The organism is Oleiphilus sp. HI0128, assembly GCF_001635365.1.
This window is the reverse complement of sequence record NZ_LWGG01000277.1, coordinates 1-12,761: the sequence shown is the minus strand read 5'-3', so window position 1 is coordinate 12,761 and position 12,761 is coordinate 1. Positions and strand designations below refer to the sequence as shown.

General features: G+C 44.7%; 10 protein-coding genes. 7 read left to right on the top strand and 3 right to left on the bottom strand.

The window, feature by feature from the left end:
* The first annotated feature begins 144 nt into the window (after positions 1–144).
* Together A3763_RS03665 and A3763_RS03660 are read left to right on the top strand one after the other, a co-directional pair.
* Entirely contained in the window at positions 145–693 is a 549-nt protein-coding gene (locus tag A3763_RS03665; protein WP_068633590.1) for a VF530 family DNA-binding protein, read from the top strand.
* Between the two features lie 264 nt (positions 694–957).
* Positions 958–1,638, top strand: a complete 681-nt coding sequence (locus A3763_RS03660; protein ID WP_068554282.1) for a hypothetical protein — start codon at positions 958–960, stop codon at positions 1,636–1,638.
* A gap of 55 nt (positions 1,639–1,693) precedes the next feature.
* Here A3763_RS03660 and dbpA read toward each other — a convergent pair whose 3' ends face one another.
* The 3 genes from dbpA to A3763_RS03645 all read right to left on the bottom strand — a co-directional run bounded on the left by dbpA (position 1,694) and on the right by A3763_RS03645 (position 6,548).
* Positions 1,694–3,076: an ATP-dependent RNA helicase DbpA gene (dbpA, locus tag A3763_RS03655; protein ID WP_068554281.1), complete on the bottom strand. Its 1,383-nt coding sequence runs from the start codon at positions 3,074–3,076 to the stop codon at positions 1,694–1,696.
* A gap of 138 nt (positions 3,077–3,214) precedes the next feature.
* Complete coding sequence (gene ppnN / locus A3763_RS03650; RefSeq protein WP_369808630.1) at positions 3,215–4,660, bottom strand: nucleotide 5'-monophosphate nucleosidase PpnN; 1,446 nt, start codon at positions 4,658–4,660, stop codon at positions 3,215–3,217.
* Positions 4,661–4,748: 88 nt separating this feature from the next.
* On the bottom strand, positions 4,749–6,548 hold the full coding sequence (locus A3763_RS03645; protein ID WP_197475679.1) for a GGDEF domain-containing protein: 1,800 nt from the start codon (positions 6,546–6,548) through the stop codon (positions 4,749–4,751).
* Positions 6,549–6,835: 287 nt separating this feature from the next.
* On the opposite strand from A3763_RS03645, the gene urtA reads away from it, so the two are divergent.
* From urtA to urtE, 5 genes are all read left to right on the top strand, one after another.
* Positions 6,836–8,116 carry an urea ABC transporter substrate-binding protein gene (gene urtA, locus A3763_RS03640; protein ID WP_156490602.1) on the top strand — a complete coding sequence of 427 codons (1,281 nt, stop codon included), beginning with the start codon at positions 6,836–6,838 and terminating at the stop codon, positions 8,114–8,116.
* A 158-nt stretch (positions 8,117–8,274) separates the two neighbouring features.
* Positions 8,275–9,942 carry an urea ABC transporter permease subunit UrtB gene (urtB, locus tag A3763_RS03635; protein WP_068513018.1) on the top strand — a complete coding sequence of 556 codons (1,668 nt, stop codon included), beginning with the start codon at positions 8,275–8,277 and terminating at the stop codon, positions 9,940–9,942.
* Positions 9,939–11,099 (top strand): urea ABC transporter permease subunit UrtC, encoded by a 1,161-nt coding sequence (gene urtC / locus A3763_RS03630; protein WP_082880368.1) that lies wholly within the window; start codon positions 9,939–9,941, stop codon positions 11,097–11,099. The genes urtB and urtC overlap by 4 nt, the downstream gene beginning before the upstream one ends.
* A complete protein-coding gene (gene urtD / locus A3763_RS03625) occupies positions 11,096–11,941 on the top strand; it encodes an urea ABC transporter ATP-binding protein UrtD (protein WP_068513015.1) in 846 nt (281 codons plus the stop codon). Before urtC ends, urtD begins: the two co-directional genes overlap by 4 nt.
* Positions 11,942–11,943: 2 nt before the next feature.
* On the top strand, positions 11,944–12,657 hold the full coding sequence (gene urtE / locus A3763_RS03620) for an urea ABC transporter ATP-binding subunit UrtE (protein WP_068513012.1): 714 nt from the start codon (positions 11,944–11,946) through the stop codon (positions 12,655–12,657).
* Positions 12,658–12,761: the final 104 nt, after the last annotated feature.

Sequence of the window (12,761 nt, the reverse complement as noted above, 5' to 3'; positions counted from 1 at the left end):
TATGGGCTTGAGGAAGAAGTCGATCTCTGCGACTCAGAGATTGAGTTAGTTTAGTGGTTTGTTCGAAAGTTATTTAAAACAAACTCTTCTATTGCTTCTTTAAGGTATAATGCTGCGAATTACTTTTTGGAGCCCAACCACCTCATGACTGAAGAAATTAACTACCAGAATAACCCTTTGCATGGCCTGGGTTTAAAGACGCTTGTGACAGAAATCGTTGATTTCTATGGCTTTCAAATCCTGCACGCATATTTGAATCTGAATTGCTTCAAGACAAATCCAAGTATCGAGTCCAGCGTTAAGTTTTTAAAGAAAACGGATTGGGCTCGTGAAAGAGTTGAAGCATTTTACCTTTACCAGTTTAAAAGTCTCCCTAAGGCTTCCCCTGAGCAGTTCGAATTGCCTCCTCGCGACCGTATTATTCCTGACGGACAAACTCCTGGTGAACCGGCAGAACTAAGCCTTGAAGATGCTGAGGAACTTAGGGAAAAACGAGAGCGAAAAGCTGCAGAAAGGCGAGGTAGTGGTGATAGCTTTTCGAGAAACAGGAAGTTTACCGCTTCGCCCTACACTAAATCTGGATCTGAAAAGACAAGAGATAAGCCTAATAGCGACAACGAAGAATCAGGCGCTAAGAAGCCGAGTAAGCCCTCTTCTGGTGCTATTGACCCATGGGCTAAGTGGAAGGAATAAGACTCGCGTCACATAATTGCTCCGTATGCTAAATGCGTGAATGATATACTCTCTTCTGAAAAGGATGACTCTTAAAACTCAATTAGTAAAACTTTAGTCTAAGGAAGACGGTTTTTTCTATCAAAAACAGTTTGCTGTTCTGCGTTCTCCCTTGTTCAAGCCTGCCACATAACAAGCTGAATTTTCCTCCACCTGTGGCACGAAAGTTCACTTGCCAGACGTGGTGGATTTTAATAATACGAAAATAAGAATATGAAGATCTTAATGTCTCAAAAGAACAAGCAAACTAAAGTGCCGAACACTTTCTTTATCTTCGTTATATTGGCTGCTCTGCTGAGCCAGTCGGGTTTGGTGATGTCGATGACTATTGGCTCGCTAAGCTATGACGCAGATGTTAATGCTAGCATTATTTCTGATAGCCGAAACAACCGGGATTGGCTACGCTGGGATGAACTGACTGGTAATACTTTGGAAGAAACGCGTGCGTTGACTCAAGGTGCTTACCAAGGTTGGTCTATTGCCAATTCGCTTGATGCCCAGCTGTTTATCGAAGCACTATTGCCTGCTTATAGGGCGACCACTTGTACTGCCTACTCGAGTGAAGGGTGTTGGACAGATAGAGATGTAACGCGAGACTATCACGAGTTAGTTGGCGATACCTTTACAACTGGAAGTGGTACTGACCTAGTCTTTTTTGAGTCTCATAAACCTGATTGGGCTGGATACATTATGACTCGCCAAGATAGGGCCTTAAAGACAGTCGAGAAGAAATCTGAGTTCGATCGTATCGATAACGCTAATCGTTTTGTAGATTCATACGAAGGTACAGGGTGGTTGTTATATAGAGACTGGCCAGTTGATTCAATAGAAGTGAATGAGCCTTCATCACTGTTTTTTAGTTTGTTCCCCTTACTAGGTTTATACAGGTTCGGACGTAAGCACTAGCGATTATAACGAATTGGGATCAGTGTAAAATGTTTTATACACTGATCCCAATGCCTTAAATAAAGCGAGCCCTAAAGTTTCGACCTTTTAGTTTTCCTTTTGAAATTTTCTCAAGCGCTTTGCGACTAACTTTGTGTTCAACCGCAACATAGGCTGAGAAGTCAAAGATATTAATCTTGCCTATCGATGTTGCTTCTATCGTCTTGTCGCCTGTCAGTGCGCCCAATATGTCGCCAGGTCTGACTTTCTGTTTCTTTCCACCGTCAATTTGAATTGTTTTCATTGGTGGGTAAAAAGGCTTTTTGGCAAGGACGTCTGCTGAAGGAAGTGCTTCTGCCACTATTTCTTTGTTCAGGTACTGTTCTAATCTATCTATGCGATAGCGTTCTTTTTCTGCGTAGAGTGTAAATGCCAAACCCTTACTACCTGCACGGCCTGTTCTGCCAACGCGATGAACATGGACTTCGGAGTCGCGTGCTATGTGAAAGTTTATGACAGCATCTAGATCTTTAATATCGAGACCGCGGGCCGCGACATCCGTTGCGACCAGAATTGAGGCGCTTTGATTAGAGAATCTAACAAGAGTTTGGTCTCGATCGCGCTGTTCCATATCACCATGTATCGCAATGGCGCTGAAGTTTCTATCATGTAAGGCATCTGCCAGGTCTTGGGTTTCTCGTTTGGTATTGCAGAAAATCACCGTTGATGGTGGTTGATACTGCATGAGAATACGATGAACTGCATCAATTCGCTCATCTTGATCTGGGAGTTCATAGAAGTGTTGCTCAATACTGCTGTCACTATGTGTTGACTCAACCTTTACCATGACCGGATCGGTGAGATATTGCGCTGCGATCGATTGAATCTGTTTTGGATAGGTTGCGCTTAACAGCAGAGTTTGGCGCTCTTCTGGTATATCTTCAATGATAGTATCCAAGGCCTCCTGAAAGCCCATGTCTAGCATTCTATCAGCTTCGTCCAATACCAGCGTGTCAACATTGTTGAGCTTCAGGTTACCTTTTCTAACGTGTTCTTCAACCCGGCCAGGAGTACCGACGATGATATGTGCGCCGTGCTCTAAAGAACCAACTTGAGGGCCAAAAGGCATGCCGCCACATAAGGTGAGAACTTTTATATTGTGAATAGCGCGGGCAAGTTTGCGAATTTCTTTGGCGACTTGATCGGCCAGCTCACGAGTAGGGCAGAGCACCAAAGATTGAATTCTGAAACGTTTTACGTCTAGCTTATTGAGTAGCCCAAGCCCAAATGCGGCAGTCTTTCCTGAGCCCGTTTGACCTTGCGCGATGACATCTTTTCCCTCAATAATCAGGGGCAGGCTCTGCATTTGAATCGGTGTCATGGCTTGATAGCCTAATGAATCCAGATTGTCTAAAAGTTCTTTTTTTAGGGCTTGGGAAGAAAAAGCAGAGTCGCTCAAAATAATTGTCCTGATGTTGGAAAGCAGCAAGGCCCCTGTTTATCGAATACGGGCCTTAATAAGTGGCACATTCTAGTACTTGTCAGCGAAGTGTTCCATCTCTAGCTGAATTCTAACTAAGGAGGTTTCCCTATCATCTCATGAGACAACCTCATAACAAGGTTTGTATTCCTTATCACCCAGCTTCATTCGGCGCTGGTCGACGAACGTGCGCAAGAGCTTATCCAATGGCTCTATAATTTCCAAATCTCCAGTGATCTTGAATGAACCATGCTCTGCAATTGCTTTCAAACCTTGCTCCTTGACATTACCGGCAACAATTCCTGAAAAAGCTTTGCGTAAGTTTGCGGCAAGAATGTGAGGCTCCTGATTTTTGGACAGGTCTAGGTTTGCCATGTTGGGATGAGTGGGCTCGAAAGTTTTTTGAAACTGATGGTCGATATGAAGTTGCCAGTTGAAAAAATAAGCATCTTTTCGGGAGCGGCGATGTTTAAAGACCTTATGACAGGTTTGCACCATATGCTGAGCGACAGCACCGGGATTGTCAGTAATAATTTGATATTTCTCTTGTGCTTCTTCGCCAAGAGTTTGGCCAATAAAATCGTCAATCATCTTGAAATAGGCTTCGCTTTCTTTTCCGGCGGCAAAGACTAAAGGGAAGGGGGTCTTAGCGTTTTTGGGGTGAAGTAGAATGCCCAAAATATAGAGAATTTCCTCTGCCGTACCAACACCGCCAGGAAATACGATAACCCCGTGACCACAGCGCACAAAGGCTTCCAGGCGTTTTTCGATGTCTGGGAGTATAACTAGTTCATTGACGATAGGGTTTGGAGACTCGGCTGCGATAATTCCTGGCTCTGTAATGCCTATATAGCGCCGCTCTTCAAAATGCTGTTTGGCGTGGCCTATTGTGGCACCTTTCATGGGCCCCTTCATTGCGCCGGGGCCACAGCCGGTAATAATGTTTGCTTCGCGAAGGCCTAGTTGGTAGCCCACCTCTTTGGTAAATTCATATTCGCATCGATTGATAGAGTGGCCACCCCAGCAGACTATAAGCGGTGCTTGGGCGCCTTTGCGCAGCAAGTTGGCATTTCTAAGAATATGAAAGACTGCATCAGTGATGCCCTTGGAGTGTTCAAAGTCAAAATGCTGAGGGTCAAGCAGTTGGTTTTGAACGTAGAGCACATCTCTTAATACTGAAAAAAGTTGTTCCCGAATACCGCGAATCATCTTGCCATCAACAAAGGCTGAGCCAGGCGCATTTTCAATCAGCAGCTTGATACCACGAGACTGGCGTATAAATTTGATACTGAAATCTTTATAGCGCTCGATGATTTCATTGGTATCATCGACGGTGCTGCCGGTATTTAAGACCGCTAAAGCACAGCGCTTAAACAATTCATAGACCTTGGTTCTCGATAACTCGACTAATTGTTTTACTTCATAGGCAGAAAGGATTTCAAGGGAGCCTTCAGGGGAGACTGTGGCGTAGGGCATTGTCTCACAAGGTAAAATGTTGATACTGGGGTTATCGCTTATCGTGTGAGAGTTTTCTCGTGGAGCCGGTTTGTCGATACTCGCCATAATGTTACCTGCTTTAAATTGTTTAACTTTCTATGTAGCCTACTTGAGCATAGTTCACGCCTATGCTGCTTGGGTGACAATATCTAAGTTAATCGCTCACACCTTCATCGACAAAGCCGCTTTCATCATAAGAATAGAGCTTGATTTGAGCGTCATTCAAATGGGCCAAGCAGGTACCAAGTTGTCTCTTTGTGCGCTGTTTTAGTTGTATAAGCTGAGTCAGCAAGCTTTGGAAGGAGTCGAAATATTCTTCTTTAACGGTCATGACACCTGCCGAGAGAGATACAAAATCGAATAGGCGCATATGACCATTTCGGTCGGTGCTTTCGATACCACCTTGTTTGATGTCGTTATCCGAATAGAATTTAAGTACTTTGTGGTTGAACTCAGTGAAAACGGAGCGGAGTAATTCTTGCCACTCATCCTGAGGCATAATCAGTACAAAATCATCCCCACCGATATGCCCGGCAAAGCTAGCGCCTTGTTTAAGTTGCTTTCTTAGAATCTCGGCAAACATGATCAGTACTTCATCACCCCGGTTGTGGCTGTAATGATTGTTGAAGGGTTTAAAGTTTGCCAAATCGAGAAGCGCGATTGAGAAGGGAGTATCTTTATCCAGAAGTTCCATGACGCAATTCCCGATAGGGGTGTTCCCCGGGAGCATGGTCAGGATGTTTTCCTGGTGATCTGGTTTGACGCGCAACTGAGTGACCTTGCGTAATAGGTCGATGACCGTTCCGATCCCAAGAAAATGCTGCTCATTAGAGATAATAAAGTCATGCTCTGCATCTAATTGCGCGCGAGATGTGACCAGGCGGCTGACTTGCTCTATGCGCTGATGAGCGTCAACATGCAGCAAGTCTGAGCTCATTTCGCTTGAGATACACTTGGCTTGAACGACTTCTCGTCTCTGTCGCTTGGAATACTTGTTCATAAAGGGAGTGCGAAAGATAATGCCTTTTACTTTCTCATTCTCTACTACCGCAATGGAACTCATGTGAACATTGGCTTCAAGTAACTCAAAGACGCTTTGGATTGTGGTGCCGACTTCGACATGAGCTGTTGAAACAACCAAGTCGCAGGCCAAACTTTTTTGGTTGGTTTCTGCGAACAGTTCTTTGTCGAGTAAGTCATCGAGCTTGGGGGCGACGGGTGCTAACTGTGGTTTTTGAATTAAATAGCCTTGGACATTATGAACTCCTAGCTCATATAGCTTCTTAAGCTCTTTTTCTGTTTCGACCCCTTCAGCAATTAACACAGAACCAATCGAGCGGGCGACAGCTACCACTTCTTTGACCGTTTTTTGTTTGCTGGCACTACCATTTACGTTTTGAATGAAGCTGCGATCCAGTTTGATGTAATCTGGTTTTATTTCAGACCAGAGTTTATGTAACGACGCGCTTTCACCAACATTGTCTATTCCACTCAAATGGTCAACTGCGACCTCAAAGCCTTGCTCATGAAAAAAATGAACAGCTTCGATAAGCTCATTAATGTTATTGCTGGCATTCTTTTCATCAATTTCCAACACCATACGTGTTGATGGAACTCTATTGTCAGCAATGAGTTTTCCAACCTGATCCTTTAAACGACTACTGGCGATGAGCATTTCGTTGGATATGTTGATGAATAACTTGTTCTCCAGTTGAAGCTGGTCAAAGCTCTCGGCCGCTGTGTGTAGGCACATCAAGTCAAAAGGTTTTAAAATACCCGCTTCGGCAGCCGTATCAAACATTGCTGGCGTTTCTAAACCATTATCAGTCTCTGGCCCTCGTGAAAAGGCCTCCCAGCCGATGAGTTCACGCCGCTCGACATTAATGATCGGTTGGAACCAGCTGGTGATGTTATGGTGCTTCAGGATGTCTTTTACAACGAATTTTTTTTGCATGAGCTCAGGGGATATCATAGTTGTTCTTTATTAACTATTAATACTAGCAAACAATCTCTATTAGTCTTTTAATCTTTGCGGCTTATTGTAACGAGCTTTATTGAGTGTCAGTAAGAGTCGGTTTATAGAGTGAATACGTTATTTGACGTAGTCGAATTCGTCAATCAGCCAATACCCCCGAAGCAGTATATTTTTCATAATCGTTCATGAAGAGGCTATAACTCCAAATTTATAACAAGTGCCTCATTATCCAAGAGTCTTATTTTGAGGAAGGTAGAATCATGACAATGAAAAAAATGCTTAAAGGTTTAGTTCTTAGCGCAAGTGCTTCAGCATTTGCAATGAGCGCAATGGCTGCTGACACGATTAAAGTCGGTGTACTTCACTCTCTATCAGGCACTATGGCGATCAGTGAAACAACACTGAAAGACACGGTTCTAATGATGATCGAAGAGCAGAACAAAGAAGGTGGTTTGCTAGGTAAGAAGCTAGAGCCTGTTGTGGTTGACCCCGCATCGAACTGGCCATTATTTGCAGAGAAAACACGTGAACTGCTTACTAAAGACGAGGTTGACGTAATTTTCGGTTGCTGGACGTCATCTTCACGTAAAGCGGTTCTTCCTGTCATTGAAGAGTTGAACGGTTTGTTGTTCTACCCTGTTCAGTACGAAGGTGAAGAGTCGTCTAAAAATGTTTTCTACACAGGTGCTGCGCCAAACCAGCAAGCGGTTCCAGCCGTTGACTACTTGATGAATGACCTTGAGGTTGAGCGTTGGGTACTTGCAGGTACTGATTACGTTTACCCACGTACAACGAACAAGATTCTTGAGGCATACCTTAAGGCTAAAGGCGTTGCAGAAAAAGATATCATGATCAACTACACACCTTTCGGTCACTCTGATTGGCAGTCAATTGTTTCAGACATCAAGAAGTTCGGTAGCGCAGGTAAGAAGACAGCGGTTGTTTCAACAATTAATGGTGATGCAAACGTTCCTTTCTATAAAGAGCTAGGTAACCAGGGTATTTCTGCTGAAGATATTCCAGTGGTTGCATTCTCTGTTGGTGAAGAAGAACTGTCTGGTCTAGACACTAAGCCACTTGTTGGTCACTTGGCAGCTTGGAACTACTTCCAAAGCGTTGAAAGTGATGTAAACGAAGAGTTTATTGCAAACTGGAAGTCTTACATCAAAGACGACAAGCGTGTGACTAACGACCCAATGGAAGCGACCTACATTGGTTTCGAAATGTGGGCGAAAGCAGTTGAGAAAGCGGGTACTACTGACGTAGACGCAGTTGAGCAAGCTATCTTGGGTGTATCGGTACCTAACCTGACTGGCGGTACTGCTGTTATGAATACTAACCACCATTTGAGTAAGCCAGTTTTAATTGGCGAGATTCAAGAAGATGGTCAATTTGAAGTGGTTTGGGAAACTAACGGTGAAGTAATTGGTGATGCTTGGTCTAACTACCTACCAGGTTCTAAAGACCTAATTGCTGACTGGACTGACCCGGTTAAGTGCGGCAACTTTAATACTAAAACAGCTAAGTGTTCTGGTCAGAACTTCTAAGACCTGAGCTTTAGCTAGCCGGAAACATTTATTCGGCAACTTAAAAGGGGAGCACTGTCCGGTGCTCCTCATTTCTAAACCTACAACCCCGTAATTTCCCTATGATGTTTGGCTTCAGATCATATCTGAACAGACACAACAGGGAAGTTGCGTGTTAAATGAACCTAAAATGGAGTACAGCGGTGAGAATCCTGCCCTTTATTCTTGCGATAATGTTTAGCTTGGTGTTCAACCAAAGCTATGCGGCATCGAACGCCGAGAACAGTCCAAGCACTGTTGCGACAGCAATAGATAGCGAAACCCAAGCGCTCTTAAGCAAACTGACGAAAGCCAAGCTTAAGAAGATTATTCCGATCTTGAAAGACTTGGAAGCACACGCAGGGGAAACCTTGCTCCCCATGTTTCAGGTGATGCTAAAGGGGCAGCTTCATTATCTTAAGAAAGACCGTAACTCACTTATGTCGGTGAAAAAAGTTGATGGCGAAAAAGTCTTTCACGAAGTTTTCACCGGTGCTGAGTTAGAGCCATTGAAAAAGAAACTCTACAAGAAAGTTCGTGTGAATAACAAAGTGCGCTCTTATCTCCGTGGGGCAATTGCACGTATTCAGCTAAGTGCAAAGGACCCAGAGTTGCGTCTTTCAGCGCTCACTTCTTTACTATCAAGTTTGGATGAAAGCCTGATTGAAGCCATTCAAGCAGTGAAAGTGTCTGAGCAAGATGAAGAAGTATTGGAAATGATGGGGGTTGCACTTGCTATTTATGCCTTAGAAAACAGCAAAGTTCGCGAAGAACGACTGGCGTCAATTGAAACCCTGGCAGGTCGTTTGGAAAATGAGATTAAGAATCTGCTCGCCAAAATTGTTGAAAATGATAGTGATGAAGTCGTTGTGGCGGCGGCACAAAAGGCGTTAACACTGATTGAAGATCGAGTCGCTAACTTTCAGTTTGTCGATAAGCTCTTTTTCGGATTGAGCTTAGGTTCTGTCCTTTTGCTTGCTGCAATTGGCCTGGCAATTACCTTTGGCGTTATGGGCGTTATTAATATGGCGCATGGTGAGATGATCATGCTGGGCGCTTATACCACTTATGTGGTTCAGTTGCTGATGCCGAATGCTATCGACTATTCGATTTGGGTCGCTATTCCGGCAGCTTTCCTAGTGTCGGGCTTTGTTGGCATCTGTATAGAGCGAGGCGTAATTCGTCATCTTCACGGTCGTCCGCTTGAAACGTTACTGGCAACCTTTGGTATCAGTCTCATCTTGCAGCAATTGGTTCGCACCGTATTTTCTCCGCTCAACCGCCAAGTTGAAACGCCGAGCTGGATGAGTGGCTCCTTAGATATCAACCCTGTCTTATCGCTCACGATGAACCGCCTTTACATTCTTGCCTTTGCATTATTGGTGTTTGGTCTGTTGTTGTTGATCTTAAATAAGACCTCATTGGGGTTGAATGTTCGTGCGGTTGCTCAGAACCGTGACATGGCAAAAGCCATGGGTATTCGCACAGACTGGGTCGATGCAATGACTTTTGGTTTAGGTTCAGGTATCGCCGGTATGGCGGGTGTGGCTTTGAGTCAGTTAACGAACGTAGGGCCGAATCTCGGGCAAGCTTACATTATCGACTCCTTTATGGTCGTTGTGTTTGGTGGTGTTGGAAACCTTTGGGGGACCTTGGTAGCAGGCTTCAGCTTAGGTATTGCCAATAAATTTCTTGAGCCGGTTACCGGTGCAGTATTGGCTAGCATCTTGGTATTGGTATTCATCATCTTGTTTATTCAGAAAAAACCGAAAGGACTGTTTCCACAGAAGGGGAGAGCGGCAGAATGAGTATTTTAAGTACGCTGTTTGATCGCGGATTAATGGGCCGAGAAGGTCAGCCGGGGAGTCGAACCTTTCCATTTGTAATTCTTTTACTCGCCATCACTTTCCTTGCCTCTATCGGTAACTTGGTGATGCCTGAAGGTTCAGTGTTTTATGTCAGCACCTATACCATAACTTTGCTGGGTAAGTACTTGTGCTACGCCATGCTGGCTTTGGCAGTTGATATTATCTGGGGCTATTGCGGTATTTTGAGCTTGGGTCATGGTGCATTTTTCGCGCTTGGTGGCTACGGCATGGGCATGTATTTAATGCGTCAGATTGGTGACCGTGGTGTCTATGGTCACCCTGAGCTACCTGACTTTATGGTCTTTCTGAATTGGCAAGAGCTACCTTGGTTCTGGCAGGGTATGGATCAATTCTGGTTTGCGATGATCATGGTGGCATTGGTGCCTGGCTTGCTAGCTTTCGTGTTCGGTTGGTTGGCATTCAGGTCTCGAGTCACGGGTGTATATCTATCGATCATGACGCAAGCACTGACTTATGCATTGATGCTGTCTTTCTACCGAAACGAGATGGGTTTTGGCGGGACCAACGGCTTAACAGATTTCAAAGAGATACTAGGCTTTGATTTACAAGCAGACAGCACGCGAATTGGTTTGTTTGTCGCCACCTCTGTCATATTGTGTTTAGTGTTGCTTGCGAGCCATGCGATATTTAAATCACGCTTTGGCAAGGTTATTGTCGCGATTCGTGATGGTGAAAACAGAGCACGTTTTATTGGCTATCGTACTGAGCGCTATAAAGTTTGGTTGTTCGTCTACTCAGCTGTGATTGCGGCAGTAGCGGGTGCCTTGTACGTTCCTCAAGTCGGTATTATTAACCCAGGTGAATTCTCACCCATTAACTCTATCGAAATGGTGATCTGGGTAGCAGTGGGTGGCCGAGGAACTTTGATTGGTGCAGTTATCGGTGCATTGTTAGTGAATTTTGCGAAGACTAAATTCACCGCGATTATGCCAGATGGTTGGTTATTCGCATTGGGTGCCTTGTTTGTCTTCGTTACGCTTTACTTACCAAAAGGCCTGATGGGCTTAATGGAGCAAATTAGAGACAAGCGAACGCTAAAGAAGAATAAATTAGAAACCGGGGAGACAGCATCATGAATGTATTGGATACAACTCGAGAAACGATGCGTCGAGACCAAGTATGGAGTTTCATGCGCGAAGACGATGTGCATGTTGATGTATCGAAGAACGTGATTCTCTATATCGAAGGCTTGTCAGTCAGTTTCGACGGCTTTAAAGCACTGAATGACATGAACCTCTATATCAATGATGGTGAACTTCGCTGCTTAATAGGTGCAAATGGCGCAGGTAAAACGACCTTGATGGATGTGATTACCGGAAAGACCCAATGTGACGAAGGCTCGGTTTATTTTGGTCAAACACATAACTTGCTGGAAAAAGATGAAGCAGAGATTGCTCAGCTAGGGATAGGTCGAAAGTTTCAAAAGCCCACAGTGTTTGAAGCGCATACAGTTCTGGATAACCTTGAGCTAGCGCTAAAAACAAACAAGCGCGTGCTGCCCACTTTATTTTCTACACTTAGTTCGGAAGAGATAGGCCGAATTGACCACGTATTGGAAACAATTGGCTTGAAAGAGCACCGTATGATGCTGGCAGGTTCCTTATCACATGGGCAAAAGCAGTGGTTGGAAATTGGTATGTTGCTCGCGTCTGAGCCACGTTTGCTATTAGTTGACGAGCCGGTTGCTGGCATGACGGCACAAGAAACAGAACGAACCGCTGAGCTGTTGAACTCTTTAGCGGGTGAACACACCGTCGTGGTCGTTGAACACGATATGGAATTTGTTCGATCAATTGCCAAAACCGTGACGGTATTGCATCAAGGCTCTGTATTGGCAGAGGGGACTATGGACGAGGTGCAAAATAATAAAGATGTAAGGGAAGTGTATTTGGGTGATGAAACGGGTGATGAGGCTTAATTATGATTTCAATAAACAAGGTTAATCAGCATTACGGCGGCACTCAAATCCTTTGGGACTTGGACATGCAGATCGAGCCAGGTTCACGCACTTGTATCATGGGCCGTAATGGTGTCGGTAAAACTACCTTACTTAAGGCCATCATGGGACTGCTTCCCGTCACCAATGGCGAAATATTAATGGATGGCCAGCCTTTGCAGGGAAAAACAGCCGAAGCTCGAGCACCCGCAGGTATTGGCTATGTGCCGCAGGGACGGGAGATCTTTCCATTACTAACCGTTGAAGAGAATTTACGTGTGGGTTTGCCTATTCGCAAGGGACGTTTAAAAGGTCAGGAAGGCGCGGGTGAAATTCCTCAGAAAATTTTTGATCTATTCCCTGTGCTAGGCGAAATGATGCATCGCCGCGGTGGTGACTTATCGGGTGGCCAGCAACAGCAGTTGGCCATTGGCAGAGCGCTGATTATAGAGCCTAAGGTGTTAATTCTGGATGAGCCAAATGAAGGTATTCAGCCTAACATTGTTAAGCAAATTGGCGATGTTGTGATGAAGTTAAATGAAGAAGAAGGCTTGACGGTTATCCTTGTAGAGCAGAAACTTGGCTTTGCTCGACGCGTTGGACAATCCTTTAGGCTAATGGATAGAGGCCGTGTCGTGGCCAATGACACGATGGATAAGCTGAGTGATGACTTGATTAGTAAGTACTTGGCTGTATAAAGAGGTTATTACTCTCTCTACACTCTTTTTTATCGTTACCCACAGACATTTCCATAAAACGCTGTCATTCCCGCCTTCGCGGGAATGACGGGGGTCTTTGGAAT